Origin of the sequence: Massilia eburnea, assembly GCF_009720745.1 — a bacterium.
GTDB classification, from domain to species: Bacteria; Pseudomonadota; Gammaproteobacteria; order Burkholderiales; family Burkholderiaceae_D; genus Rugamonas; species Rugamonas eburnea.
Genome location: NZ_WNKX01000011.1, coordinates 1 through 23,167, shown reverse-complemented (window position 1 = coordinate 23,167; position 23,167 = coordinate 1). Strand labels below are relative to the sequence as shown.

General features: G+C 63.3%; 31 protein-coding genes. 8 read left to right on the top strand and 23 right to left on the bottom strand.

From position 1 onward, the window contains the following. Window positions 1-41: 41 nt before the first annotated feature. On the bottom strand, window positions 42-557 hold the full coding sequence (locus GM658_RS15590) for a DUF1697 domain-containing protein (RefSeq protein WP_155454974.1): 516 nt from the start codon (window positions 555-557) through the stop codon (window positions 42-44). Window position 558: 1 nt separating this feature from the next. Here GM658_RS15590 and GM658_RS15585 point away from each other — a divergent pair, with 1 nt between their 5' ends. The 3 genes from GM658_RS15585 (at window position 559) to GM658_RS15575 (ending at window position 1,940) form a co-directional block, all read left to right on the top strand. Next, window positions 559-849 (top strand): 2Fe-2S iron-sulfur cluster-binding protein, encoded by a 291-nt coding sequence (locus tag GM658_RS15585; RefSeq protein WP_170298832.1) that lies wholly within the window; start codon window positions 559-561, stop codon window positions 847-849. A gap of 66 nt (window positions 850-915) precedes the next feature. Then, window positions 916-1,239, top strand: coding sequence for a TM2 domain-containing protein (locus tag GM658_RS15580; RefSeq protein WP_155454973.1), 324 nt, complete (start codon window positions 916-918; stop codon window positions 1,237-1,239). Window positions 1,240-1,355: 116 nt separating this feature from the next. Then, the gene (locus tag GM658_RS15575) at window positions 1,356-1,940 is read left to right on the top strand and encodes a YcbK family protein (protein ID WP_371865123.1); all 585 of its coding nucleotides are present in this window, start codon (window positions 1,356-1,358) and stop codon (window positions 1,938-1,940) included. Window positions 1,941-2,054: 114 nt separating this feature from the next. Here the strand turns inward: GM658_RS15575 and GM658_RS15570 are convergent, their stop codons facing one another. After that, window positions 2,055-2,240: a DUF3460 family protein gene (locus GM658_RS15570; protein ID WP_155454971.1), complete on the bottom strand. Its 186-nt coding sequence runs from the start codon at window positions 2,238-2,240 to the stop codon at window positions 2,055-2,057. 35 nt (window positions 2,241-2,275) lie between these two features. Between GM658_RS15570 and GM658_RS15565 the strand changes: the two genes are divergently transcribed. From GM658_RS15565 to GM658_RS15550, 4 genes are read left to right on the top strand one after another with little or no spacing between them, the layout of a single operon-like run. Further along, complete coding sequence (locus tag GM658_RS15565) at window positions 2,276-2,680, top strand: hypothetical protein (protein WP_155454970.1); 405 nt, start codon at window positions 2,276-2,278, stop codon at window positions 2,678-2,680. A gap of 10 nt (window positions 2,681-2,690) precedes the next feature. Continuing rightward, the gene (locus GM658_RS15560; RefSeq protein WP_155454969.1) at window positions 2,691-3,461 is read left to right on the top strand and encodes a transporter substrate-binding domain-containing protein; all 771 of its coding nucleotides are present in this window, start codon (window positions 2,691-2,693) and stop codon (window positions 3,459-3,461) included. Window positions 3,462-3,463: 2 nt separating this feature from the next. Continuing rightward, window positions 3,464-4,126 (top strand): amino acid ABC transporter permease, encoded by a 663-nt coding sequence (locus GM658_RS15555; protein ID WP_155454968.1) that lies wholly within the window; start codon window positions 3,464-3,466, stop codon window positions 4,124-4,126. A 42-nt stretch (window positions 4,127-4,168) separates the two neighbouring features. After that, window positions 4,169-6,385 (top strand): putative bifunctional diguanylate cyclase/phosphodiesterase, encoded by a 2,217-nt coding sequence (locus tag GM658_RS15550; protein ID WP_229416928.1) that lies wholly within the window; start codon window positions 4,169-4,171, stop codon window positions 6,383-6,385. 16 nt (window positions 6,386-6,401) lie between these two features. On the opposite strand, the gene GM658_RS15545 is transcribed toward GM658_RS15550, so the two are convergent. From GM658_RS15545 to flgB, 13 genes are all read right to left on the bottom strand, one after another. Beyond that, a complete protein-coding gene (locus GM658_RS15545; RefSeq protein WP_155454967.1) occupies window positions 6,402-7,256 on the bottom strand; it encodes a transposase in 855 nt (284 codons plus the stop codon). An 81-nt stretch (window positions 7,257-7,337) separates the two neighbouring features. Continuing rightward, on the bottom strand, window positions 7,338-8,372 hold the full coding sequence (locus GM658_RS15540) for a hypothetical protein (protein ID WP_155454966.1): 1,035 nt from the start codon (window positions 8,370-8,372) through the stop codon (window positions 7,338-7,340). Between the two features lie 5 nt (window positions 8,373-8,377). After that, the gene (gene flgL, locus GM658_RS15535; RefSeq protein ID WP_155454965.1) at window positions 8,378-9,292 is read right to left on the bottom strand and encodes a flagellar hook-associated protein FlgL; all 915 of its coding nucleotides are present in this window, start codon (window positions 9,290-9,292) and stop codon (window positions 8,378-8,380) included. An 11-nt stretch (window positions 9,293-9,303) separates the two neighbouring features. Beyond that, window positions 9,304-10,671 (bottom strand): flagellar hook-associated protein FlgK, encoded by a 1,368-nt coding sequence (flgK, locus tag GM658_RS15530; protein ID WP_155454964.1) that lies wholly within the window; start codon window positions 10,669-10,671, stop codon window positions 9,304-9,306. An 83-nt stretch (window positions 10,672-10,754) separates the two neighbouring features. Then, entirely contained in the window at window positions 10,755-11,153 is a 399-nt protein-coding gene (locus GM658_RS15525) for a rod-binding protein (protein WP_229416927.1), read from the bottom strand. After that, on the bottom strand, window positions 11,153-12,220 hold the full coding sequence (locus tag GM658_RS15520) for a flagellar basal body P-ring protein FlgI (RefSeq protein WP_155454963.1): 1,068 nt from the start codon (window positions 12,218-12,220) through the stop codon (window positions 11,153-11,155). Before GM658_RS15520 ends, GM658_RS15525 begins: the two co-directional genes overlap by 1 nt. Window positions 12,221-12,357: 137 nt before the next feature. Continuing rightward, window positions 12,358-13,017, bottom strand: a complete 660-nt coding sequence (flgH, locus tag GM658_RS15515; protein WP_155454962.1) for a flagellar basal body L-ring protein FlgH — start codon at window positions 13,015-13,017, stop codon at window positions 12,358-12,360. Continuing rightward, a complete protein-coding gene (gene flgG / locus GM658_RS15510; protein WP_170298831.1) occupies window positions 13,017-13,808 on the bottom strand; it encodes a flagellar basal-body rod protein FlgG in 792 nt (263 codons plus the stop codon). Before flgG ends, flgH begins: the two co-directional genes overlap by 1 nt. A gap of 12 nt (window positions 13,809-13,820) precedes the next feature. Next, window positions 13,821-14,549: a flagellar basal-body rod protein FlgF gene (gene flgF, locus GM658_RS15505; protein WP_155454961.1), complete on the bottom strand. Its 729-nt coding sequence runs from the start codon at window positions 14,547-14,549 to the stop codon at window positions 13,821-13,823. Between the two features lie 12 nt (window positions 14,550-14,561). Beyond that, window positions 14,562-15,809, bottom strand: a complete 1,248-nt coding sequence (locus tag GM658_RS15500) for a flagellar hook protein FlgE (RefSeq protein WP_155454960.1) — start codon at window positions 15,807-15,809, stop codon at window positions 14,562-14,564. 15 nt (window positions 15,810-15,824) lie between these two features. Continuing rightward, window positions 15,825-16,493, bottom strand: a complete 669-nt coding sequence (locus GM658_RS15495; RefSeq protein ID WP_155454959.1) for a flagellar hook capping FlgD N-terminal domain-containing protein — start codon at window positions 16,491-16,493, stop codon at window positions 15,825-15,827. After that, a complete protein-coding gene (gene flgC / locus GM658_RS15490) occupies window positions 16,493-16,906 on the bottom strand; it encodes a flagellar basal body rod protein FlgC (protein ID WP_155454958.1) in 414 nt (137 codons plus the stop codon). The genes GM658_RS15495 and flgC overlap by 1 nt, the downstream gene beginning before the upstream one ends. Before the next feature lie 14 nt (window positions 16,907-16,920). Continuing rightward, a complete protein-coding gene (gene flgB / locus GM658_RS15485; RefSeq protein WP_155454957.1) occupies window positions 16,921-17,283 on the bottom strand; it encodes a flagellar basal body rod protein FlgB in 363 nt (120 codons plus the stop codon). A 55-nt stretch (window positions 17,284-17,338) separates the two neighbouring features. On the opposite strand from flgB, the gene flgA reads away from it, so the two are divergent. After that, the gene (flgA, locus tag GM658_RS15480; protein ID WP_229416926.1) at window positions 17,339-18,055 is read left to right on the top strand and encodes a flagellar basal body P-ring formation chaperone FlgA; all 717 of its coding nucleotides are present in this window, start codon (window positions 17,339-17,341) and stop codon (window positions 18,053-18,055) included. On the opposite strand, the gene GM658_RS15475 is transcribed toward flgA, so the two are convergent. The 8 genes from GM658_RS15475 to GM658_RS15440 form a co-directional block, all read right to left on the bottom strand. Further along, window positions 18,015-18,854 carry a glycoside hydrolase family 73 protein gene (locus GM658_RS15475; protein WP_229416925.1) on the bottom strand — a complete coding sequence of 280 codons (840 nt, stop codon included), beginning with the start codon at window positions 18,852-18,854 and terminating at the stop codon, window positions 18,015-18,017. The two genes, flgA and GM658_RS15475, sit on opposite strands and share 41 nt — an antisense overlap. After that, window positions 18,823-19,251, bottom strand: a complete 429-nt coding sequence (locus GM658_RS15470; protein ID WP_371865122.1) for a flagellar protein FlgN — start codon at window positions 19,249-19,251, stop codon at window positions 18,823-18,825. Before GM658_RS15470 ends, GM658_RS15475 begins: the two co-directional genes overlap by 32 nt. Further along, window positions 19,248-19,520, bottom strand: a complete 273-nt coding sequence (flgM, locus tag GM658_RS15465) for a flagellar biosynthesis anti-sigma factor FlgM (protein ID WP_229416924.1) — start codon at window positions 19,518-19,520, stop codon at window positions 19,248-19,250. The genes GM658_RS15470 and flgM overlap by 4 nt, the downstream gene beginning before the upstream one ends. Before the next feature lie 22 nt (window positions 19,521-19,542). After that, entirely contained in the window at window positions 19,543-20,529 is a 987-nt protein-coding gene (locus GM658_RS15460) for a flagellar motor protein MotB (RefSeq protein ID WP_371865121.1), read from the bottom strand. Then, the gene (motA, locus tag GM658_RS15455) at window positions 20,513-21,427 is read right to left on the bottom strand and encodes a flagellar motor stator protein MotA (protein WP_155454952.1); all 915 of its coding nucleotides are present in this window, start codon (window positions 21,425-21,427) and stop codon (window positions 20,513-20,515) included. Before motA ends, GM658_RS15460 begins: the two co-directional genes overlap by 17 nt. Window positions 21,428-21,469: 42 nt before the next feature. After that, complete coding sequence (locus tag GM658_RS15450) at window positions 21,470-22,186, bottom strand: FliA/WhiG family RNA polymerase sigma factor (RefSeq protein WP_155454951.1); 717 nt, start codon at window positions 22,184-22,186, stop codon at window positions 21,470-21,472. A 10-nt stretch (window positions 22,187-22,196) separates the two neighbouring features. Then, window positions 22,197-22,652 (bottom strand): flagellar basal body-associated FliL family protein, encoded by a 456-nt coding sequence (locus GM658_RS15445; RefSeq protein WP_155454950.1) that lies wholly within the window; start codon window positions 22,650-22,652, stop codon window positions 22,197-22,199. A gap of 7 nt (window positions 22,653-22,659) precedes the next feature. Beyond that, on the bottom strand, window positions 22,660-23,167 hold a 508-nt coding region (locus GM658_RS15440), incomplete at its 5' end, for a flagellar hook-length control protein FliK (protein ID WP_170298830.1).

Genomic DNA, 23,167 nt, shown 5'->3' with positions numbered 1-23,167 from the left:
GCTATTCCATCATTTTAGAAAATCAGTACTAATCCGTAGGGTTATGCTGCAGCGCACTTTCGCACCGTGTCCCAGGTGCGGGTGGTGATGTCCTTGCCGAATGTCTTTTCGATAAGCCGCATGAAGACCGGGCCGTCGGCGCTGGGGAGATAACAGGAAAATACTTCGCGGCCGCGCACGCACAGCACGCTGGCGCCGCCCAGCTCCAGCGGCAGCGCGGCCTGGGGCGCCGGTGCATCGCGCAGGAAGCTCACCACGCGCTTGGCTTCGGCAGGGGCCTTGAAGCCGGGATAAGGGTCGTTTTCCAGCAAATCCTTGAGTTCTTGCTGCGAGCGCACGATGGTATAGAAGCTGCGGCCAAGAGACTTTTCCATGGCTGCTTCGCACTTGCGTTCCAGCGCCGCATCGGACGCAGCGCGGGCGTCGAATGCTACATTGCCACTTGATAGAAGTGTTTTGACGTTGGAAAATCCGGCACTTTCGAAGGCGGCTTTCAGTTCCGGCATCTTGCAGTTCATCGGGCTGACGCCGCGGAGCAGGGCAATATAGCGAGGCATTGTGTTTCAGATAAGAGTTGAGCCGAAGGGATTATCGTTCGAAACGGATGGCGAAGCCAGCCTGCTGCTGTCGGCTGCCCGCGCCGGGGTGGTCCTGCCCAGTTCCTGCCGCAACGGCACTTGCCGCACCTGCATTTGCCAGGTGACGAGCGGTAGCGCGCGCCACCTGATCGAGTGGCCGGGACTGAGCCTGGAGGAAAAGCGCGAAGGCTATATCCTGCCCTGCGTGGCAGTCGCCACGTCCGACCTGACGATCGCCGCGCCGGCTGCTAAATTGCAAGGTGATATTTAGTGAATTTTGAGGGGACCCCGCGGTGTTATTATTTTAAGATAACAATTTCTCAATGGACGCTCCCTGATGAACACTGAAGTCGATTCGCAAATGATTTTTTGCCGCGCTTGCGGCAGCAAGATGCACAACACCGCACGTGCCTGTCCCAGCTGCGGGAAGCCAAACCAGTCCCTGTCCGCCAGCCAGAAACGTATTCTGCCGGCAGCGATCCTGTGCTTCTTCCTGGGCTTTCTCGGTGTTCACCGCTTCTACGTCGGCAAAGTCGGCACCGGCATCTTGCAGATACTCACGCTCGGCGGCTTTGGGATCTGGGCTTTCGTCGATTTCATCATGATCGTGATTGGCTCATTCCGCGACTCGGAAGGGAACCTGCTGGACCAGTGGACCTGATTGGCCAGTTTACGACAATTTGTTAAAGGGGTTTCTCAATTCCCCGAGCTGTTGCTATAGTTAGCCTATTGCATATAGATGTAATTACCATGGCAACACGCAGAGACTTCCTTCATATGATGGCGGGCACCGCACTGGCGGGCCTGCCGCTGGTCGGGCGCACGGCCCAGGAGCCGGAACCGCCGCCCGATATCTTCGACGCCCAGATGCTGGACCTGGAATTCTGGGTCAAGCCGCGCACCATCAGCGTGATTCGTCCGCAGAGCGGGGAAAAGGCCAGGCTGCTGTACTGGAAGGACGGCGATATCATCGATTCAGCCTACCAGGAGCTTTGCCATCTGCTGCGCGATGTGAATGGGAAGGAGACGGCGCCGATCGATCCCAAGCTGTTCGAGACGCTGTGGGGCGCGCAGGCCTTCGTGCAGCGGTTCGGGATTGAGAGCCCGCTGGAGATCCTGTCGGGGTATCGGACGCCGGCATCCAACAAGCGGCTGATCGAGCAAGGGATTCCGGCGGCGCGGCAGTCATTGCACATGAGCGGGCGCGCGGCGGATATCCGGATTCCGAATTTGAATGCCGAGGTGCTGGGGAGTCTGGTGCAGAGTTTCCGGCAGGGCGGCGTGGGATTCTATTACCGTGAGGGGCCGCGCGGGGGCTGGATTCATGCCGATACCGGCTTGCAGCGGACGTGGAAAGGCTGAGCCGGTAACCCAGTCGGATGGCCGCCCCGCCTGACCCGCAGGGGCAGGCACTGATACGCGACGGCCGCCGGCCAGGTGTCTGACCCTGTGGGTCAGACATCGGTTTACCGGTTTTCAGTGGTAGTAATAGGCCGGCGTCGGCACCGCATCCGTCCGCGCCAGCCGCTCCGCCTCCAGATCCACCGTATGATCCCACCAGATATTCCACCCGCGCCTCTGGTCCTCAACCATCTCCGGATGCTCATCCAGCAGCTTGCCGAAGAACGCATCAAACTCAGAAACATATTCGTTTACTTTCATACCACCTCCCACTGATTCGGTTACACTCCTGACCCATGTTTAATGAAGACGACGAAGCGGCCAAGCCGCGCTTTCGCCCGGTGCCTTGGACTGCACTGGAAACGCCCCAGGATGTGGAGCTGTGGATCGCCGAGCACGACCTCGCGCTGAAAGAACACGTCGGCAAGCAGGAAACCGGCTACGGCGTGTGTTTCAGCCTGGCCGAAGGGGGCGACATCACTATGCAGACCACCGAGGGCGCCGTTATCCTCGATGTTACACCTGAAGCCGATTGGGTGGAGCCATTGCTGTGCGCCATCGCCGGCGCCGAGCCGCCCAAAGGGCGCCTCTGGACCCTGCCCGAAGACAAGCTGGTGCAACTCATCCTTGGCTTATCGACCCTGGTTGCCAGCACCACCCTCGTCGTCGGCCACAAATTCGGCCGCAGCCGCTCTTACTAAAGGATTACCGATGCGCAAACCGTTGATCGCCTTGCTGCTGGCCGCCGCCACCTTGCACGCCAGCGCTGCCGACCTGCTGCAAACCGTCAAGGCGCGCGGCACGCTGAAAGTTGCGATGGAAGGCGTCTACCCGCCGTTCAACTTCAAGGAAAAGAATGGCGAGCTGGCCGGCTACGACGTGGACGTAGCGCGCCTGGTGGCGAGCAAATTGGGCTTGAAGCTGGAATTCGTGACGTCGGAATGGGCGTCGATCCTGGCCGGCCTGGCCAGCAACAAATACGACGTGATCATTTCCCAGGTCGGCATCAATCCCAAACGCGAACAGGTGTTTGATTTCAGCTCGCCTTATATTTACTCCTCGCCGATGCTGATCGTGCGCAAGGATGACAAGAACAACTGGACCGAACTGGCGCAACTGAAAGGCAAGCGCGTCGGCGCCGGCCAGGGCAGCGTGTACGAGATGCAGGCCAAAGCCGTGCCGGGCATCGAAGTCAAAGGCTATCCCGCTTCCGCCGAACAAATGCAGGACCTGGCCCTGGGCCGCATTGACGCGGCCCTGAACGACAGCCTGATCGCCGCCTATATGCTGAAGACCACCAAGCTGCCGATCAAGGCAGGCGCCCGCGTCGGCGCGGTCGAGCGCATGGGCATCCCGTTCCAGAAGGGCAATCCGGAGTTCAAGGCCGCCATCAACAAGGTGCTGGCCGATGCCGCCGCCGACGGCAGCCTGAAAGCCATTTCTGTGAAATGGTTCGGCGTTGACGTGAGCAAGGCGCCGTAAGCATGGAGTGGCTGGACCTGCTGCACGAGGCGGCGCCCGTGATGCTGAAGGGCGCCAGTTACACGCTGGCGTTCGCCGTGGCCTCGATGGTGGGCGGGCTGGTGCTGGGCTTTCCAACAGCCGTGATGCGCATCCTGCCCTGGAAATGGCTGCGCTGGCCAGCCAATGTGTACGTCAGCCTGATGCGCGGCACGCCGCTGCTGGTGCAGATGTTCGTGATCTACTACGGACTGCCCTCAGCCGGTATTGAGTTCACGCCGGTGACCGCCGGCATCCTCGCGCTGAGCCTGAACGCCGGCGCCTACCTGTCGGAAAGCCTGCGCGGCGCCATCCTCTCGATCCACAAAGGGCAATGGTCGGCCAGCTACAGCCTGGGCATGGGTTACGGGCAAACCCTGCGCTACGTGATCCTGCCACAGGCGTTGCGCATTGCCGTGCCATCAATGAGTAATACCCTGATCAGCCTGATCAAGGATACCTCCCTGGTTTCGGTCATCACCATGACTGAGCTGATGCTATCGACGAAGGAAGTGATTGCCACCACCTTCCGTCCCTTGCCGCTGTATCTTGCCGCAGCTGCAATTTACTGGATACTCAGCCTCGCATTCGAGCAATTACAACGGATTGCGGAGCATCGCCTGAACCGCGCGCATCGCCAAAGTTAGCGGCTCGACATTGTCACAAGGGCATGCTAGGCTGGAACCAATATGGATAAAGACCAGCATCCCAGGCAGGCGGAGCAGGCGGCCGCCATTCGGCCCGCCGTCCCCGGACTGGCTGGCCTTGACTCCCTCTTGCCCGGCGAAGCCGTGCTGGCCGCCATGGGCGGCACCCCGCCGGCCGTCTACAACGGGATGCAGCTTGCCGACGGCAAACTGGAACTGAGCACCGACCAGGATTATTTCAACGACCTCTACCTGCTGGCCCCGGTTGGCTATTTCGTCCTCGCCAGCGACACCACGATCCAGCAGATGAACCTGGTGGGTGCAGACTTGCTTGGCCTGCCGCGCCACAATCCGGATGCCGTGCCATTCCGCCAGTTCGTTGCGCAGCGCTTCCTGGCCGACTTCGACGCCTTCGTCGCCAACAGCCTCAGCACCGACGAAGCGCAGCGCCTGTCCTTGCAAATGACGCGCGGCCGCGGCGACCGCGGCTTTGCCGTCACCTTGCTGGGCAGCGGCACCCCGGGCGCCGCCCAACTGCGGCTGGTGCTCGAAATGGCCGAAGGCAAGCTGGCCGCGCTGGAAAAGAGCGAAGAGCGCTTCCGCCGCATTGTGCATAGCGCGGAAGAGGGCATCTGGGAAATCGACGCCGCCGCACGCACCAGCTTCGTCAATCCCAAGATGGCCGCCATGCTCGGCTACACGATCGAGGAAATGCTGGAGCAGCCCCTGGTGCGCTTCATGGACGACGAAGGGCGCTCCCTGCTCGAACGCAATATCGCGCGCCGCCAGCAGGGCATCGCCGAACGCCACGAATTCAAGTTCCTGCGCAAGGATGGCAGCGAAATGTGGGCCACGCTGGCCACCAATCCCATCTTCGACGCCGATGGCAGCTACCTCGGCGCGCTGGCGCTGGTCAGCGACATCACCGAGCGCAAGCTGTCGACCGAGCTGATCTGGCACCAGGCCAATTACGATTCGCTGACGGCCCTGCCGAACCGCAATATGTTCCAGGACCGCCTGTCGCAGGAAATGAAGAAAGCCCGGCGCGACGGGCTCTTTCTGGCCCTGCTGTTCATCGACCTCGACCAGTTCAAGGAGATCAACGACCGGCTCGGCCACGAAATGGGCGATGCGCTGCTGGTGGAGGCGGCCTCCCGCATCGGGGCCTGCGTGCGCGCTTCCGATACGCTGGCACGCCTGGGGGGCGACGAATTCGTGGTGATCCTGCCCGGGCTCGACCACATCACCAGCGCCGAGCGCGTGGCGCAGCAGATCATCGCCAGCCTCAACCGGCCCTTCATGCTGGGCGACGCCACCGGCTCTGTTTCCGCCAGCATCGGCATTGCCCTGCATCCCTCCGATGCCAACGACCCCGAGCAACTGCTGCGCAACGCCGACCAGGCCATGTACGCCGCCAAGAATGCCGGCCGCAACCGCTACAGCTACTTCACGCAAGACATGCAGGCCGCCGCCCAGCTGCGCCTGCGCATCACGCGCGATTTGCAGATGGCCGTCGCCAACCAGCAGTTTGAGCTGCACTACCAGCCCATCGTCAACCTGCACACCGGCGCCATCGAGCGCGCCGAAGCGCTGCTGCGCTGGCGCCACCCCGAACGCGGCATGCTGAACCCGGTGGACTTCATCGGCAGTGCCGAGGCCAGCGGCATCATTCTGGAAATCGGCGACTGGGTGTTCCGCAATGCCGCCGACCAGGCCAAGCGCTGGCAGCAGGAACTGGGGCGGCCGTTCCAGATCAGCGTCAATCAATCGCCCGTGCAATTCCGCACCGGCCCCGAGTTCTTCGAAAAGTGGATGCACTACGTTGAACAACTGGCGCTGGCGCCGCGCAGCATCGTCATCGAAATCACCGAACGCCTCCTGCTCGAAGACAGCGGACCGGTGGTCGAGCGCTTGCGCCAGTTCAAAGCCATGGGACTGCAAGTTGCGCTCGACGACTTTGGCACTGGCCACTCCGTACTGGCCCACCTCAAGAATTTCGACATCGACTACCTCAAGATCGACCGCAGTTTCGTGATGGACCTGGCCGGCGATTCCGGCGACCTCGCGCTCTGTGAAGGCATCATTGTCATGGCCCACAAGCTGGGCCTGAAAGTGGTAGCCGAAGGCGTCGAAACCGAAACCCAGCTCAATTTGTTAAAAGCCGCCGGCTGCGATTACGCCCAAGGCTACGTCTACGCCCACCCCATGCCGCCCGCCCAAATGACCGCCATGACCCGCGGCCCCGCCCGTCTGGCTTGATATTTGAAAGTCGGGGTCAGCTCTGGCAATCGGACATTTCAAGGTGAAACTTAACTGCGCGGCTGACAGTGCGGGTGGAAACTTGCCGAAATTCGGCGATCTCGGCCATGGTATACGCGTGCGACAGGTAGGCCTGCGCCATCGCTTCATGCTCTTCCGGGTAGAGCTCGAAATATTCGGCGAGAGGCCGCATGATTGCGCGCCGCTGCGTGCGTTTGATTTCAAGCATATCGCCGTGAAATTCCCGCGCCGCCGCGCGCTCGCAGAAGGCGTCGTCACCCAGGAATAGCTGGTTGCGCACCGCATGGAAGGGGCTTTCTTTGCCGATGCCTTCCAAAACAAAGGCTTCGAAGGCTTCGATTGCGGTGTCGCGAGGGTTCCCAAACCGTGCAAGTACGGTGTCGCGTTCATGCCATACGGGTGCGTCAACCGTGCCGACCAAGATGCCGTAGCTGCTCCATACCCAATGGCCGGGGTGTGCAACCAGCTCGGCACGAACAGGATTTAGCACCGTATAGCGCGTGATCTCCATCAAGTACTGCTCCGCCTGACAAAGCACGGCATGATAGCGGCCCTGAAATACGTGGCCAACCAAGCCATGTTGGCGGTTGAAGTATTGTGAGTAATTGCCATTGAGGTAGCGCATGCCGCGCGAAAGCTGACCTTGCCTGGTTTGAACGAGGAGGTGGTAGTGATTGCCCATCTGGCAGTAGGCAAGCACGACAAAGTCAAACCGCTCGCATACCTCGCCGAGAATTGACAGCCACGTCAGGCGGTCGCTATCTGTGCGGAAAATAGTGCAGCGCCTGTCGCCGCGGGAGGTGACGTGATAGACGGCATTGTCGTGCTCGATGCGCAGTGGCCGGTTCATGAGGCCAGTGTAGGCCTGCCGAAGTCAGATTGTTTTGCGTTGGCGCAAGAAATGTCCGATTGCCAGAGCTGACCCCGACTTTTAAGATAGTCGGAGCAGGGAGACGACGCGGTCGCGGTTGATGCCGACCAGGGCGGAGGTGAGCGAGACCAGGGCGGCGTAGCCGGGCTCGTTGGCGATGTTGCGGAAGACGTCGGCCATCTGGCCCATGCCGGCGACTTCAATCTCGGGCAAGCTGCTTTGCATGCGCTGGGTCGTGGCGACGTATTCCTGGCGCACTTTGGCCAGCGCGGCTTCCACTTGCGACAGCGCTTGCGTCACCTGCTGCAGCGTGGCGCGCATGGAGTCGATGTCGCTGGTGCCCCAGTTTTCCGGCATGACGACGGGGGCTTCGGCCTCGGCTCGTACGCGGTTCAACTGGCCGGCGGGGAAGCGGATGCCGGAACCTTGGACCGCGAGCGAGTCGCGTACCGCGGGCCAGGCGTTTTCAGGCGTGCTGAAGACCAGCTCGCCATCCTTGTTGACGGAAACGCGTACGCCGGCGGGCGCCATGGCCTGGTCGAAACGGGAAATGATCTCGCCGTCCGACAGGCCGGGCGCCAGGTGCACGGAGCGCAGGCCGGCCGTGCCGCCGCCGACCGAGATGGCCAGCGTTTCGCGGGCGCCGTTGCGCAGGTTGGCCAGCGTCATGCCGCGTACGCTGAAGCGTTGCGTCGATGGGTCGTTCGAGTAGTTCAGCTGGGCGTCGAGCGTGCCGCCGGAGGCCTGGCTGCGGCTGCGCCAGGTTTCGGTGAACTGGCGTACGCGCTGTTCTACCTGGCCGTCGCGCATCTGGCGCGTGGCCAGTTTGGCGGCGATGTCGGTCTTCAGTGCGCGCAGCTGGGCGGCGCTCTGTTCGAGGAAGTCGATCGCTTGCTGGGCGCCGGAGACGTCGCTTTGCAGCGGGGCGTTGAGATTGCTGAGGCCGCGGCGCAGGGGCGCTGGCGCATCGTTGGCGGCCGCCTGCTCGACGGGCGTGCCCGCATCCGCCAGCGTGGACTCGGCCTGGCCCGCCGCTGGATTGGCGGTGGCGCGGGTGCTGAGTCCTGGTGTGCTGGGGCGTTGGGCGATTTCCATGATGATCAGGAGATGACGTTAAACAGCGACAGGTTGCTGACCTTGGCGTACGCCTGGTACGTTGCCTGCAAGGCGCTATTGTAGCCAGAGAGCTGGGTGGCGGCGAGGCCGTAATCCAGTTGTGCGATGTCGGTGATCGCGATCTTGTTCGACAGGCTGACGTTGCTGTGGTTGTTGGACAGGGTTTCCATCACGTTTTGCGCGCCGCCGAACTGGGCGATCTTGCCGGAGACCAGGTTGAGCGCGGTGTCGGTGCCGTCCAGGGCGTCTTTCAGCGCGGCTTGCAATGCCGGGTTGCTGAGGCTGGCAGCTGGGGAGCTCAGCAGGTTAATCGCCACGTCCAGCTTGTTCAGGTAGACATCCATGCCGTCGACCGTGACGTTGGCCGGCTGGGTGATGCCGTTGCCGACCACAACTTCTTGCGTATTGTTATTGCCGCTGAAGCTGTAGCGCGAGCCGGGCGCGGCGGCGGCGTTCAGGGTCAGGGCCGGGGTGCCGGTCGCGGTGCCGGAGAAAATATACTTGCCTTCCTGGTCGAGCGTGTTGCCGTTGAAGTACAGCGAGTCGCGCAGGGAGGTCAGGCTGTTGACCATCGAATTCAGGTCGGCCGACGTGTTGGAACCGTCCGAGGCCCAGACGAACAGGTCGCGCGCGGAGCCCATGTCGTTGACCATCGAGGTCAGGTAGGTCTCGTTCTTGGACAGGCGGATTTTCACCGCGTCGATATTTTCGATGTACTGGCCGACGATGTTTTCTTCGCGGCGCAGGCGCGACAGGCGTACGTTGGCGATCGGTTCGTCGGACGGCACCTGGATCTTGTTGCCAGTGGCCATTTGCTCGGTCAGCTTGGCGATCACGCTTTGGTTGATCTGCAGCGAGCGGTTCATGGAAGCCTGGAACTGGCTGGAGGCGATGCGCATCTTGCTTATCCTTAGAACAGCGCCAGGGTGGCGTCAAACAGGGTATTGGCCACGGCGATCACCTTCATGTTCGCCTGGTACATATTCTGGTATTCGACCAGGTTGATCGCTTCTTCGTCCTTGTTGACGGAGCTGGTCGCTGCCCAGTCGTCTTCCGACTGCTGGCGGATGGTGGTGGCGGTGTCCAGCAGCGACTGGTTCTGGCCGCTGTCGATGCCCAGCTTGCCGACCAGCTGGGTGTCCGCGTCGCCCAGCAGCACGGTGCCGACCGAGGCCAGGGTCACCGGCTTGCCTTTGATGGCGATCAGCTGTTGCAGGTTGCCGCTGTCGCCTGGCTGGCCGTCGGCCGAAAACGCGAGGTCGGCGGCCTGGATGCCTGGCGTCAGGTTGAGGATGCCGCCGGCGCCAGTCGGGTTGAACGAGAACAGGTCGACGCCAGCCGTGCCATCGGGCTTGAAGCCGGCTTTCAGCTGGGTGTTGACCATGGTGGCCATCTGGTCGGCCATATCGGTCAGGGAGGTCTGCAGCGGAGTGAGGAAGTTCTTTTCAAAGTCGCCAAGGCCGCCCAGCTGGCCGCCGACCTTGGTGTCGTCCAGGCCGAAGGTGGTGCCGGCGAATTTCAGCTCAAGCGAGGCTGGGGTGGTCGCGGTATTCATGTCCAGCGTGCCGGCCAGGTTGCCGGCCACCAGCGGCTGGCCGCTGCGCAGCGAGACGCTGCGGGTGCCGTCCGGCTGTTCCAGCACTTCCACCGAGACCAGGTTGGCCAGCGAATCGATATTGCGGTCGCGCTCGTCAATCAGGGCGGAGGTATTGGTGCCAAGCGAACCGGCCTGTGTGATGCGCTGGTTCAGGCTGGCGATATTGGCGGTCAGGGTGTTCAGCTGCGGCAGCATGGCGTCGCGCTGCTGGTCGACCGACGTCTGTTGCTGGCGCGTCAGGTTGTAGATGCTGTTGAACGATTGCGCCATGGCGTTGGCGGAGGTCAGCACTTGCTGGCGCAGCGGCGTCGATACCGGGTCGACGCCGGCGGCATTCAGGGCGCGGAAGAACTGGTCGACGCCATTCGAGAGGCTGGTCTTGTCATCGCCCATCACGCGCTCGAGCTGCGTGAAGTAGGGCTGGGACTGGGTGCGCGAGCCGAGTTCGGAATTGGCGCGCCACAGCTGCTGGCTCTTGTAGGAATCGGAAAAACGGAGCAGCTGGCTGACTTCGACGCCGAAGCCGGCGCCCTTGGTGCCGCTGGCCGGTGCCACCGCCGACAGGAGTACGCCCTGGCGGGTATAGCCCTTCGTTTGCAGGTTTGCAATGTTCTGGCTGCTCGTATTGATGGCGGTCTGGGCCGCCAACGATCCTGACAGTGCATTATTGATAATCGACATGGTGCAATCTTCCCTTGGGCTGAGGCCGTTGCTCCAAGGCATCGACCCGTTAACGTGTAAAGGCGACCGCGCCGGGACGGGGATTAAGCGTCAGTCGGGTTTTTCTTTGGTAAAACGAAATTTTCTGTCGCGGAAGGCTGCGCAGGCGGCGCCAGCTGGCGCAGGATGGCATCGGCGATGCCGAAAGCGCGCCGTCCGGCCAGCTGGTCAGCCACCATATTGTCGGCCATGTCCAGCATGTCGCTGTTGATCGAGTCCTTGTAGATGCTGTCGTCGTCCGCCATGGCCTTGGTGGCGTCGCGCATCTTGTGCAAGGTCTGGGCGATGAAGAAGCTTTCGAACTTGACTGCCGCTTCGGTGGCCTTGGCGTGGTAGCGCGACTCGTCGGTCTGGGGCGCAGGGGCGGCCTCGCCGATTGTTGGCTCGGCGGCTTTGCCGATATCGAGCTGGCGCACCGGCATGGGCAGGAAGCGGCTGTCCATCAGATCACCACCAGTTCGCCTTCGATGGCGCCCGCCTGGTCCAGCGCCTGCAGGATAGCCATGATGTCGTCCGGCGTGGCGCCCAGGCTGTTGACCGTGTCGATGATGGTTTGCAGCTTGGCGCCGGCCGGCCACTTGAAGGTGTGCGGACGGGCTTCGTCCACCGCCACGTTCGATTGCGGGGTGACCGTGGTCTGGCCCTGGCTGAACGGCGCCGGCTGGCTGACCTTCGCGCTTTCCGAAATGACCACCTTGAGCGAGCCGTGGGTGACGGCGGCGGCCTTCACACGCAGGCCGTCGGCGATGACCACGGTGCCGGTGCGCGAGTTGAAGACGACTTTCGGGGTCTCGGCGCCCACTTCGATCGGCAGCGCTTCCAGCTTGGCCATGAAGGCGACGCGCTGGGTTGGGTTTTCCGGCGCGAGGACGTCGATGCCGGTGCCGTCGGCGGTGCTGGCCACATTGCCGAACTTGCGGTTGATCGCTTCCACGATATTGGTGGCGGTCTCGAAGTTCGGCTGGCGCAGCGACAGGTGCACGCTCGGCTTGGTGGCGAAGTCGGTGGCGATCTCGCGTTCGATCACGGCGCCGTTCGGGATGCGGCCGGCGGTCGGGGTATTCACGGTGACCGAGGAGCCGCTCTTGCCGCCTGCGGACAGGCCGCCTACCACCACATTGCCCTGGGCCAGGGCGTAGACTTCGTTGTCGGCGGCTTTCAGCGGCGTCAGCAGCAGGGCGCCGCCGCGCAGGCTTTTGGCATCGCCCAGCGAGGAAACGGTGACGTCGATCGGCTGGCCGCGGCGGTAGCCGGGCGGGAAGGTTGCCGAGACCATCACGGCGGCGACATTCTTGGATTTGGCGTCGGCGCCGTCGGGCATTTTCACGCCGAATTGCTTGAGCATGTTGACCACGGACTGGCTGGCGAACTTCACCTGGGTCGAGTCGCCGGAGCCGTTCAGGCCGACGACCAGGCCGTAGCCAACCAGGGGGTTGTCACGCACGCCCTCGATGGCAACCAGGTTGCGCAGGGTGGGGGCGGCTGATGCGGGGATGGCTATTGCCAGCATCAGCGCTGCCAGAACCCGGTAAATCTGGGTCAGACCCAAGGGGCTGACCCAGGTCCGGCGGCCGCCGCGTATAAAGGGCCTGACCCTTCGGTCTGACCCTGGTTTACCGGGTTGAAAGCGGAACATCATCACTCACCTCAAAATGGCATCAAGGGGCCAAGGAAGAACCGCGTCAACCAGCCCGGCTGGTTGGTCTCGGCGAGCGACCCCTGCGCGCCGTAGGCAATGCGCGCATTGGCAATGCGCTGCGACGATACCTGGTTATTGGCATCGATATCGGCCGCGCGCAGATAGCCGCGCAGGCGTACGAATTCCTCGCCCTGGTTCAAGGTCAGCACTTTCTCGCCGGCCACCTTGAGCAAGCCATTCGGCATCACTTCCTGCACGATCACGGTAATCGCACCAGTGAGTGCATTCTGCTGCGTGCTCGAGGCATCGCCCTTGAATCCGCGCTGCGCGGACAAGTCCACGCCCGCCTTCGGGAAAGTCTTGCCCAGCAGGCCGGGCGCGGCGATGCCGACGCTGGCATCCTTGCCCAGGGTGGTACCGGCACTCTTCGATGCCTGCGTGGTTTCCTGCAAGATCACGGTCACCACGTCGCCGACGCGGAAGGCGCGGCTGTCCGACACCAGCGAAATGCTGCTGTCCGGGTTAAAGACGCCGCCGGAACTGCCGCGTGGCTGCGTGCTGCGCGCCACGCTCGGGGCTTCTTCGAAAGGCGCCGGACGCACAGTCGGCTGCAGGCTGCTGCAAGCAGCCAGGAGCAGAAGTGCCAGCGCGGGCAGGGCGGTTTTCATCAGCGTGCGGCCTGTGCCAGGTATTGCAGCATATTGTCGGCTGCGGTCAGTACTTTGGTGTTCATCTCGTAAGTGCGCTGGGCGGCGATCATGTCCACCATCTCTTCCACCACCTGCACGTTGGAGCCTTCCAGCGCGCCTTGCTTCAGCTTTCCGAACTGGGCGTCGCCCGGGCGGCCTTCGGTCGGTGCGCCGGATGCCGGCGTTTCGGCGAACAGGTTTTCCCCCAGGGCCTGCAGGCCGGTCGGGTTGATGAAGGAGGTCAGGGTCAACTGGCCCAGCTCGGTCGGCTGGGTGTTGCCCGGAATGGTGGCCGACACGGTGCCGTTTTCGCCGATGGTGATGACGGTGGCGTTGGCCGGCACGGTAATCTGCGGCACCAGCGGCAGGCCGGAGGCATTCACCAGCACGCCGTCCTTGTCCACCTGCAGCTGGCCGGCGCGGGTATAGGCCGGTTCGCCGTTCGGGCGGCGCACCTGCAGGAAGCCGTTGCCCATCACGGCGACGTCAAGGGCGTTATTGGTGGTTTGCAGGCTGCCGTTGGTGAAGATCTTCTGGGTGCCGACCAGGTGGGTACCATTACCCATCTGCACGCCGGACGGGTTCAGCGTGTTGTTGTCGGCACGCTGGGCGCCCGGCTGCTGGTCGATCGAGTAGAACAGGTCTTCGAACACCACGCGGTCGCGCTTGTAGCCCACGGTATTGGCGTTGGCCAGGTTGTTGGCAATCGCCTGCAGTTTGGCGTCTTGCGCCTGCACGCCGGTTTTGCTGATCCACATTGCTGGATTCATCGTCAATCTCCTTTAGCCGGTAATCAGTTTGTTGCCGGTCGAAGTCATGTCGTCGGCGGCCTTGAACAATTTCATCTGGACTTCAAAAGTGCGGTTCAGGCTCATGGTGGCGACCATCTCTTCGACCGCCGATACATTCGAGCCTTCCAGGTGGCCCGCCTTGACCTGCACGGTGGGATCGGCGGCCAGGTCCTGGCCGTTGCGCGCCACCACCAGGCCCGCTTCATTCTTGGTCAGCTCGGACGCTTCGGCGCGCACCAGCTTGAGCTTGTCGATCACCTGCATCTGCGCGTCGGCCCCGGCGCCCAGCACGGACACCGTGCCGTCCTGGCCGATTTCCATCTTGCGGTGCGGGGGCAGGGTGATCGGGCCGCCTTCGCCCAGCAGCTGCATGCCGTTGACGGTCATGCTGCCGTCGGCGTCGAGCGTGACGGCGCCGGCGCGGGTATAGGCTTCGCCGCTCGGACCCTGCACGGCGAAGTAGCCGTTGCCGGAAATGGCGATGTCCAGTTCGCGGCCGGTCTGGTGCAGCGCACCCTGGCGGTCCGTCACGGCATTGGCCTGGATCTGCGACATATGGCGGTCGTCGTAGCCGTAGCCGGGCAGGCTGGCCGCCTGCGCCAGCTCGAGGTTGGCGCGGAAGCCATTGGTGTCGAGGTTGGCCAGGTTGTTGGCGTGCACCTGCTGGCCACGCATGGCCCGCTCGGCGCCGCTCATCGCGGTGTAGATCAGCGCGTCCATTCAGTCGTCCTGTTACAGGGCCTGCATCAGGGACTGCAGCATCTGGTTCTCCGCGGTGATGACCTTGGAGTTGGCCTGGTAGTTGCGCTGCGAGGTCATCAGGCTGACCAGTTCGGCAGTAATGTCGACGTTGGACGTTTCCAGCGAAGCGACCGTCAGCGAACCCGCCACGCCCTGGCCCGCTTCGGACAGGTTGGGGTTGCCGGACTGGACGTTGGAGGTCCACGAGGTTTCATTGACCGGGGTCAGCGCATCTTCGTCCGGGAAGGTGGCAATCGCGAGGCGGCCCACGGCCTGCTTTTCGCCGTTGGAATACTTGGCCACCACATTGCCCTGCGGGTCCAGGTCGACGCCCACGTAGCTGCCCGAGGCATAGCCGTCGGCGGCATTGGTGGAGGTGGTCGACTCGCCTTTCTGGAACGTGGTGCCGGTGTAGTCCAGCGAGACCGACATGGCGGCAGCCGGGCTCGGGCTGAAGGTCAGGTTGTGCACGTAATTGGCGCCGCCGTTGGCTGCGGTATCGAGCTGGCCGTTGGCGTCGAAGGTCAGGGTGTAAGGCGAACCGCCGGCTGCGCCCAGGTCGGTGCCGTCGACGGCGGAATACACCTTGACCGTCAGCGCAGCCGGGTCCTTCACGAAGTACTGGGTGACGGTGTGCTCAACGCCCAGCGAGTCATGCACCACGGTGACCTTGGACATATTGTACATATTCGCGTCCGGCACCACGGGCGGGGTCACGGTGGCGTCCGGCAGCTTGGTGGTGATATTGCCGGTAGGGACAGTCCAGTCCGCCGACAGGTTGGCCACGAAGTCGAGCTTGCTGGTCGCCTTGGCGGCCAGCAGGTTGGTCGGCACCTTGATGTCGCCCATTGGACCGGCCACCATGCTTGGCGGGGTCAGCTGGAAGCCCTGCACGCGCGCGCCGGCGCTGTTGACGATGTAGTCGGTGGCGTCCTTGTTGAAGATGCCGACGCGGGTGTAGCTGGTCTGGCCGGTGGAATCCTTGGCGACGAAGAAGCCGCGGCCGTTGATCAGCGCGTCGAGGCTGCGGTTGGTGGCCTGGATGCCGCCGTTCAGGCCGATCGACTGGGTCAGCGATTCCACATGCACGCCGGTCGGCTGCGCGCCCGCGTGCAGCGACGCGAAGTTGGCGCGGCTGGACTTGAAGCCGAAGGTCCCGGCGTTGGCGATATTGTTGGAAATCGTGCCCAGTTGCTCATTGATGGCCTGGATGCCGGACAAAGCGATATCGAAACTCATGGCGAGGACCTTTCGTTAAATAGCGGAAGCCGGAGCTTTGCCCCGGAATGCGGTAATGGCCGACGGCGCTACTTCGCCGACGGAATCAATCTTGACGGTCGTGTTGCCGCCGGCGCCGACCTGGACGCTGTCGAGGCGGCCCTGCACCGCCAGCGGCACGCTGGCATTGCTGTCGCTGACCACGCGCATCGAATAGGTGCCGGGCTGCAGGCCCAGGGCCACCGGGTCGATGCTGAACTGGTGGGTGCCGGCGGGCAGGCTGCCCAGGACCAGCTCGACCTGCTGGCCGTTGCTGGCGGTGAGCAGCAGGCTGGTCTTGGCCGAGCTGCTGCCCAGGGTGGCTTCGGCTTCGACTTTCCGGGTGTCGAGCTGTACCTGGTCCGACTGCACCAGCACGTCGGAGCCGACCTGGGCGCCCATGGCCAGCACCTGCATCGATTGCAGCACGGAGGCGTTGGCGGAAGTCAGGCTGGCCAGGTTCTGCAGCGCTTCGCTTTGCGACAGCTGGGTCAGCTGCTGGACGAACTGCGATGGATCTTGCGGCGAGAGCGGATCCTGGTTGCGGATCTGGGCCACCAGCAGCTTGGTGAACATGTCGCGGCCTTCGCTGGAGGCGCCGTTGATGGCCACGCCGGCCGGGTTGGCCGATTGCGCGGCCGCATTGGTGAACAGGTTGGTTTCCATCAGGATTCACCCAGTTTCAGCAGGGAAGCCTGCATGCCGCGGATGCGGCCCAGCACTTCCACATTGGTTTCGAAAGCGCGCGAAGCCGACATCATGTCGGTCATCTCGGCCACCTGGTTGACGTTAGGGTAGAACACCATGCCGTCGGCATTGGCCAGCGGGTTGCCCGGCTCGTAGACCTTGCGCAGCGGTTCGGCCGACTGCACCACGTCCACCACCTGCACGCGGCCGGCGGCGGAATCGGCGCCCTGATCCATCATGGCGGCGAACACCGGCTTGCGGGCGCGATAGGCTTCGCCCTCGCTGCCGGCCACGGAATCGGCGTTGGCCAGGTTGGATGCAACGGTATTCAGGCGGACCGTCTGCGCCGCCATCGCCGAGCCGGCGATTTGCGCAATGTCTTTAAAGCTCATGGGATACTCCTCAATCACTGGCCGTTGATGGCCTTGGCGATGCCGCGCAGCTTCATGTTGATGAACGTCAGGCTGGTCGCGAAGTCCGTCGCGTTCTGCGAGAATGCGGCTTGCTCGACGCCGATTTCGACGGTGTTGCCGTCGCCCGTCGGGTGGTAGGGCACACGGAATTTGGTTTCACCGTCGCCTTCAAAGACAGGTTCCCCCGCCGTTTCGGCTTCAACTCGCGCCAGCGACTCCTTGAAGTCGATATCCTGAGCGGAGAAGCCCGGCGTGTTCTCGTTGGCGATATTCGATGCGAGGATGCGGGTCCGCTGTGCACGCAGCTGCAGTGCATCGGCGTGAAGGCCTACCGCGTCTTTGAAATTAATGGCCATTTGATACTCTCCTCTGGTAATGTCCCAGCGAATTTACAGTCTAAAGGTATTGCCCATGCCCAACAATCTCATTGTACATGTTTTCCGCGCTTTATTGCTCTTGAGCATTTGTCATTTCTCAAATGCAAGTGCTTTAGAAATGGAAGATCTGTTGAGCAAGGTGCAAGAAGCTGCAAAAAATCAGTTGCAAAACCTGTCAGAAAGCCAGCGCTGGCTGGAGCCGCAGTTCGATGTGGAAGTGATAAGGAATCATCGGACGATTCCGGCCTGTCCCTCTGAGACCAGGGTGGAGAGCCTGGATCCGCGCGGCATTGCGCGCATGCGCTTCGTGGTTGTCTGCCCAAGCTTGCAAAATTGGCGTTATGAATTCATTGCAAAGGGCAAGGTTTCGGCGAAGGTTGTCGTCGCGGCAAACGATTTAATATCCGGAAAAATTCTGTCGCCTTTAGACTTGTTGTGGCAGCGCCACGATATCACTTTGATTCCTGATACTTTTTCCAATCCTGCCGATTTGGAAGGGATGGCGGCGCGGCGCAGCATCCGCGCCGGCGAGGTGATGCGGCAGAACATGCTGGTGGCGCCGCAGCTGGTGAAACGGGGCGACCAGGTGCGCATCGTCGCGCGGCGCGAGCAGATTGAAGTATCGATGGCGGGCGAGGCGCTGGACAACGGCGCGCGCGGCGCCATCATTCGCGTGAAAAACAGCAGCGGCACCCAGATCCGGGCGCGCGTTATTGACGCTGGGACTGTTGAGCCTGCTGAACTGCCTTGATGCTGGCGGCGACGCGCCCCAGCTTGTCGGCATAGGCGGGGTCGGTGGCGTAGCCGCCCGCCTGCAGGGCGTGGGCGAAGGCTTGCGCATCGCTGCCGGTGTTGAGGGCGCGCCGGTAGCGCGGATTGTCGAGCAGCATGCCGGCGTAGTCCTCGAATGAACCTGCCATATCGCCATAGCCGCGGAACTGTTCATTGCGGTTGTGCGCGACGCCGGCGTCCACTTCCACCGTGGCCAGCGCCTGCACGGCGCCTTGCCAGCTGCCGCCGGCCTTGATGCCGAACATATTGTTGCCCGGGGCGTGACGGCCCCAGCCGGACTCGAGGGCGGCGTGGGCGGCCACCAGCTCCGGCGCCACGCCGAGGCGGGCGGCCGCTGCTTCGGCGTGCGGTCGAATCGCTTCCAGGAACGCTTGCTGCGCGGCGTCAGGGACGCTGTTGTCTCGGTCGCTGCCACCGATGGCGCGCGCGGCGATGCGGGCGCGCAATGCGGCGCCATCGGCGGTCAGCGCACTGCCGGCGGAAGCGCCGCCGGCGCCTGCCGTGCCGGCTGAGGCGATATAGCGTGCCACTTCGTCATGCACCTGGCGGAAGGTCGCGTTCAGGCGGGCGCTGTCGGGCGCGTTGCCTGCCGCGCTGGCGGCGCCGGTGCCGGCCGCGAAGCTGGTGCTGAAGGCAGCCGGCAGCACCGGGCGCGTGGCGCTCATATTGCTCGCGGTGGCCGCCGTCGCCTGGGTGGGCGCGGTGGCGGGCGTGAAGGCAGTGAAGTCAGACCGGCTCATACGTTTGATCGTCGCCATGCAGCACGCGCTGCATGATGGTGTATTGCTCCGCCAGCAAATCGGCATTGCGGCGGCCCATTTCGCGCGCCGTCTGCACCATGGCTTCCAGCTGGGCCCAGTCCGCTTCGAGCCGCGCACGCGGCTCGGGCTTGAGCAGGGCAAAGACTTGTTCCATGGACGGTGCGGGGCCGGTCAGGCGGGTCGCCAGTTCGACCCGCTGGGCGCGGCGCGCTTCCAGGACATCGACCAGTGCGCCGATTTCTTTAGCGATTTCTCCCAGGCGTTCGCTCTGGTGGCGCACGGCCGCTTCGAACTGCTGGGCGATCAGGTCCAGCATCTGCTGGTAAGTTTGCAAGTCCGCCTTGATGCCATCGAGCAGCATCTTCATGGCGTCCTGCCTTGACAGCTCTTTCACTGCTCGCCCCGGTGGAATTTCTGGATCAGGCCGGCCAGCTTGCCGGCATCGAAGGGCAGCTCGCCCTTGGCCAGGGCATCGCGCAGCTGGGCCACGCGCTCGTGGTCGATATCGCCCATTTCCTTCATCGCCTTGATGGCGGGCTGCATGACAGCCGATTCGAGCGCGCGCTGGGCGGCCGGGGCGGCGGCCGGGCGCGCCGCGTCGGCTGCTGCGCTGTCGGCCACGGTTTGCACCGGAGTGCCTGGGGTGGAACCGGAAATCCTCATACGATTTCCTCTTGACTTAACATTAATGGCCATTGCTCTTCCCCTTGCCAGGCAGTAGTTGTTGTCGCAATTGCTGCAAGAGGCCGGGTGCGGGGAGATCCGATTCCTGGATGATAGCAGTCTTGCTGCTTGGCATGCCAAACATATCGGCAATGGCTTTCGCCTGGCCGGTAGTCAGGATCAGCAATTCAATACGGCGGTTGACACCAGCATCGGCCCGTTTCGCATCGAGCGGCGCACGGTCGGCCATGCCCACCACTTGCAGCACGCTGTCCTGCGGCATGCTGCCCGCCAGCAGCTGCGAACGCGCGGCCATCGCGCGGTTGCTGGACAGGTTCCAGTTGGAGAAGGCCTTGTAGCTGGTATCGGCGTATTGCGACGAGTCGGTGTGGCCGACGATCAGCATCTGGTTCTCCATCTTGGCAAACAGCGGCCCCATGTTCTGCAGCAGGCGTGCGAACTTGTCGGTCGGCACGGCCGAGCCGCGCACGAACATGCCCTGGCTGTCGGTATCGTGCAGCATGACGCGCAAGCCGTAGGGCGTGATCACCGCCTCCAGGTTGCTCGACAGGCCGTTTTCCTCGCTCATCTTGCTGAGGGTTTTCGACAGCAGCTTGAGGTCTTCCGGCGACTCGTAGCGCACGCGGTTTTCCGCCGTCTGGGTCGGACTCTTGTTGTAGCCCTGGGTGGCGTTGCCGTCGACGTCGGTATTGCCGGTGCGCGGCATCGGGAAGCGTTCGATCAGGCTGCCGCGCGGGCCGCCCACCTGTTCCGGCATCACGCCCTTGCCGACATCGGTCTTGCTGCCGTCGGACTGGGTCAGCACGTGTTCCAGCGCTTCCTGGTTGCGCACGGCCATCAGCCACAGCACCAGGAACAGGCACATCAGCGCCAGGCAGAAGTCGGCAAAGGCTACCTTCCAGGCGCCGCCGTGTTCGTCGTGCTTGTGCTTGCCACCGCCGCGCTTGACGATGGTTTGCTCATGGTGTTTGTCATGCGGCTTTAGCACGGCCACCTCCTCGGCGCGAGCTGGTCTCCGGCTCGTCGCCGCCCTCCATTGCATTGATCCAGCCCTCGAGCTGGGCGAAGCTTGGCTTGATGTTCAGCTGCACCAGGCGGCGCCCGGCGTCGATCGCCAGCAGGGGCGGTTTGCCTGCCACGTGGGTCACCAGCACCACCTTCACGCTTTCCATGGTGGAGGCTTCCTGCACCACCAGCTGCTTGAGCATGTTCGAGATCGGGTCCAGCACGCCGTAGCACAGGAAGATGCCGATGAAGGTACCGACCATGGCCGCACCCACGTGTTCGGCGATCTCGGCCGAGGTGGCGCCTTCGCCCACGGTGCCCATGGTGATCACGATGCCCAGCACGGCGGCCAGGATACCGAAGCCCGGCATGGCTTCCGCAATCTTGTTGAGCGACTTGGCGGGCTGGGTCAGCTCTTCATGGATGGCTTCCAGTTCCTGCTCCAGCACGCCCTCCAGCTCGTGGGCGTTGATTTTGCCCATGGCCATCAGGCGGAAGTTGTCGACGATGAAGGCCAGCAGCTTTGGTTCTTCCAGGATCAGCGGATAGCGCTGGAACAGCGGCGATTCGCGCGGCGCCTCCACGTGGGCGTCGAGCGCCTTCAGGCCGCCTGCGGCCAGTTGCAGCAGTTCATACATCAGCAGCAGGAGCTGGCGCTGGAATTCCGAGTCGTACTTCTTGCGCGACAGCAGGTGCTTGACCTGGGTGATGGTCTCGGCCAGCACATGGCGCGGATTGCCGATGACGAAGGCGCCAAAGCCGGCGCCGGCAATCACCAGCAGCTCCAGCGGCTGCCAGATCGCGGTGAAGTGGCCGCCCATCATGGCGTAGCCACCGAACACCGAGCCAAACACGATCATGATGCCGAATAATTGCTGCATGGTGTATGCCTTTCGATAGATCTTTTCAGGAGGGCGGCGGCGTCAGGCCGCCAGCACCGCTTTCATCTTGTTCAGGGCCTGCTTGTTCAACTGGCAGACGCGGGCGTCGGTCAGGTCCAGCACGGCGGCGATTTCTTTGTAGCTGAGCTCGAATTCGTAATACATCTGGATCACGCGCTGTTCGCGTTCGTCCAGGCCGTTCAGCGCCTGTTCCAGGCTGCGGCGTATCATCAGCTGCTCTTCCGGGCCGGAGACGCTGCCGGTGTCGGCCAGGGTGTCCTGCAGGATGTCGTCGAAGCTGGCGATGGTTTCCGCGTTCTCGTCGAGCAGGTAGGCCTGGTAGCCTTCGGCATCGAGGCCGAGCGCCTTCATGGCTTCCTGCTCGCTGGGCTCGCGGCCCAGCTTGCGCGTCAGGTCGCGCACCGCATCGCGCATCTTGTGGCTTTGCTGGCGCACCGCGCGCGGGCGCCAGTCCTGCCGGCGCAGCTCGTCGAGGATGGCGCCACGCACGCGCAGCGAGGCATAGCTGCCGAAGCCGGTATCGGGCTCGCCGTAGCGGCGCAGCGCTTCCAGCAAGCCCATCAGGCCGATCTGCTCCATATCGTCGCGGTCGATGGCGCCCTGCACCTGCGAGTTGAGCTGGCGCACGATGCGCTTGACCAGCGGCGCATAGGCGAGCAGGTGCTTCTGCTCGTCGGCTACGCTGACGGCGCCGTAGCTTTCGGCATAAGGGTCTGCAAGCGTGTCCACCAATCCCATGGCAGCCTCTTTATTCCAGGATCAATTTGCCGATCATGACCTGCTCGAAGGGGCGCGGACGCTGTTCCTTCGTATAGGCTTCATCGTAAGCCTTGTTCAATTCCTCGACAAACTGGTCGATGGTCATCATCGATGCCTTTTCCATCGGCAGCGCCGACAGGGCGCGTACCGCCACGCTGCGCAGCATGGGCAGCGCTTCCTTGGCATCTTTTTCCTGCTTGGCCGTGGTCGAGATGACGAGGTCGGCCGACATATAGTGCGGCACCGTGTCGCCCGGCTGGCGGCGCAGCATGACAATGACTTTCTCGATCGTCAGGTATTTCAGCGGCTCGCCGGGTTTCTTTTCCTCGGCGGCGGCCTTGGCTGGCTCGGCGGTCTTTCCCTTGAAGTACCAGGCCGCGCCGCCGGCCGCGCCCGCGACCAGGAGCAAGGCGCCTGCTACGATCAGAACTAGTTTCTTATTCATCTATTTCTTACTCCCGTTCGCCCAACATGGCAAATGTGGTGGTGCCGGCATCGCCATCGTCCAGGGCGCGGCCTGGCTGGCGCTGCTCACGCTGTTGCTGTGCTTCCTGCTGGCGCTGCTGCTGGCCGCCATCGGCCATGCTGCGCGCATTGCTTGCGGTAACCGTAACCGCCACCTCGCCCAGCTGGCGCTGCGACAGGTCCTGGCGCACCGCGTCGCCAATGGTGTTCAGCTGGCGCAGCACTTCGCTGTGGCTGGCGGCGAGGTTCACCTGCAGCGCGCCGCCGGTGTGGCGCACGGAAATTTCCACGCTGCCCATATTCGGTGGTTCGAGGCGGATCACGGCGCGGTCGTCGTTGCGCGCCAGCTGCAGCTGCAGGCGGTCGCCAAGGGCTGCGCGCAGCGGCTGCTGCCATTGGTCCGGGCTGCCGCTCAGGTGCACGGCGTCGCTGGGCTGGCCGGCGGCGGTGCTGGCGAGCACGCTGCGGAAGCCGGGCAGGGCGTTGCCATCGCCC

What these genes read in the sequence shown, in the direction of transcription:
- flgC (WP_155454958.1), bottom strand. Translation starts at nt 16,906, where the DNA reads ATGAGCTTTAAAGACATTGCGCAAATCGCCGGCTCGGCGATGGCGGCG.
- GM658_RS15540 (WP_155454966.1), bottom strand. Translation starts at nt 8,372, where the DNA reads ATGGAAATCGCCCAACGCCCCAGCACACCAGGACTCAGCACCCGCGCC.
- flgK (WP_155454964.1), bottom strand. Translation starts at nt 10,671, where the DNA reads ATGTCGATTATCAATAATGCACTGTCAGGATCGTTGGCGGCCCAGACC.
- flgM (WP_229416924.1), bottom strand. Translation starts at nt 19,520, where the DNA reads ATGAGGATTTCCGGTTCCACCCCAGGCACTCCGGTGCAAACCGTGGCC.
- flgA (WP_229416926.1), top strand. Translation starts at nt 17,339, where the DNA reads ATGCCCAACAATCTCATTGTACATGTTTTCCGCGCTTTATTGCTCTTG.
- flgB (WP_155454957.1), bottom strand. Translation starts at nt 17,283, where the DNA reads ATGGCCATTAATTTCAAAGACGCGGTAGGCCTTCACGCCGATGCACTG.
- GM658_RS15520 (WP_155454963.1), bottom strand. Translation starts at nt 12,220, where the DNA reads ATGCTGGCAATAGCCATCCCCGCATCAGCCGCCCCCACCCTGCGCAAC.
- GM658_RS15500 (WP_155454960.1), bottom strand. Translation starts at nt 15,809, where the DNA reads ATGAGTTTCGATATCGCTTTGTCCGGCATCCAGGCCATCAATGAGCAA.
- GM658_RS15445 (WP_155454950.1), bottom strand. Translation starts at nt 22,652, where the DNA reads ATGAATAAGAAACTAGTTCTGATCGTAGCAGGCGCCTTGCTCCTGGTC.
- motA (WP_155454952.1), bottom strand. Translation starts at nt 21,427, where the DNA reads ATGCAGCAATTATTCGGCATCATGATCGTGTTTGGCTCGGTGTTCGGT.
- GM658_RS15550 (WP_229416928.1), top strand. Translation starts at nt 4,169, where the DNA reads ATGGATAAAGACCAGCATCCCAGGCAGGCGGAGCAGGCGGCCGCCATT.
- GM658_RS15560 (WP_155454969.1), top strand. Translation starts at nt 2,691, where the DNA reads ATGCGCAAACCGTTGATCGCCTTGCTGCTGGCCGCCGCCACCTTGCAC.
- GM658_RS15525 (WP_229416927.1), bottom strand. Translation starts at nt 11,153, where the DNA reads ATGGACAGCCGCTTCCTGCCCATGCCGGTGCGCCAGCTCGATATCGGC.
- GM658_RS15575 (WP_371865123.1), top strand. Translation starts at nt 1,356, where the DNA reads ATGATGGCGGGCACCGCACTGGCGGGCCTGCCGCTGGTCGGGCGCACG.
- flgG (WP_170298831.1), bottom strand. Translation starts at nt 13,808, where the DNA reads ATGAATCCAGCAATGTGGATCAGCAAAACCGGCGTGCAGGCGCAAGAC.
- GM658_RS15475 (WP_229416925.1), bottom strand. Translation starts at nt 18,854, where the DNA reads ATGGCGACGATCAAACGTATGAGCCGGTCTGACTTCACTGCCTTCACG.
- GM658_RS15555 (WP_155454968.1), top strand. Translation starts at nt 3,464, where the DNA reads ATGGAGTGGCTGGACCTGCTGCACGAGGCGGCGCCCGTGATGCTGAAG.
- GM658_RS15495 (WP_155454959.1), bottom strand. Translation starts at nt 16,493, where the DNA reads ATGGAAACCAACCTGTTCACCAATGCGGCCGCGCAATCGGCCAACCCG.
- GM658_RS15580 (WP_155454973.1), top strand. Translation starts at nt 916, where the DNA reads ATGAACACTGAAGTCGATTCGCAAATGATTTTTTGCCGCGCTTGCGGC.
- GM658_RS15545 (WP_155454967.1), bottom strand. Translation starts at nt 7,256, where the DNA reads ATGAACCGGCCACTGCGCATCGAGCACGACAATGCCGTCTATCACGTC.
- flgH (WP_155454962.1), bottom strand. Translation starts at nt 13,017, where the DNA reads ATGAAAACCGCCCTGCCCGCGCTGGCACTTCTGCTCCTGGCTGCTTGC.
- GM658_RS15590 (WP_155454974.1), bottom strand. Translation starts at nt 557, where the DNA reads ATGCCTCGCTATATTGCCCTGCTCCGCGGCGTCAGCCCGATGAACTGC.
- GM658_RS15565 (WP_155454970.1), top strand. Translation starts at nt 2,276, where the DNA reads ATGTTTAATGAAGACGACGAAGCGGCCAAGCCGCGCTTTCGCCCGGTG.
- GM658_RS15450 (WP_155454951.1), bottom strand. Translation starts at nt 22,186, where the DNA reads ATGGGATTGGTGGACACGCTTGCAGACCCTTATGCCGAAAGCTACGGC.
- GM658_RS15570 (WP_155454971.1), bottom strand. Translation starts at nt 2,240, where the DNA reads ATGAAAGTAAACGAATATGTTTCTGAGTTTGATGCGTTCTTCGGCAAG.
- flgF (WP_155454961.1), bottom strand. Translation starts at nt 14,549, where the DNA reads ATGGACGCGCTGATCTACACCGCGATGAGCGGCGCCGAGCGGGCCATG.
- flgL (WP_155454965.1), bottom strand. Translation starts at nt 9,292, where the DNA reads ATGCGCATCGCCTCCAGCCAGTTCCAGGCTTCCATGAACCGCTCGCTG.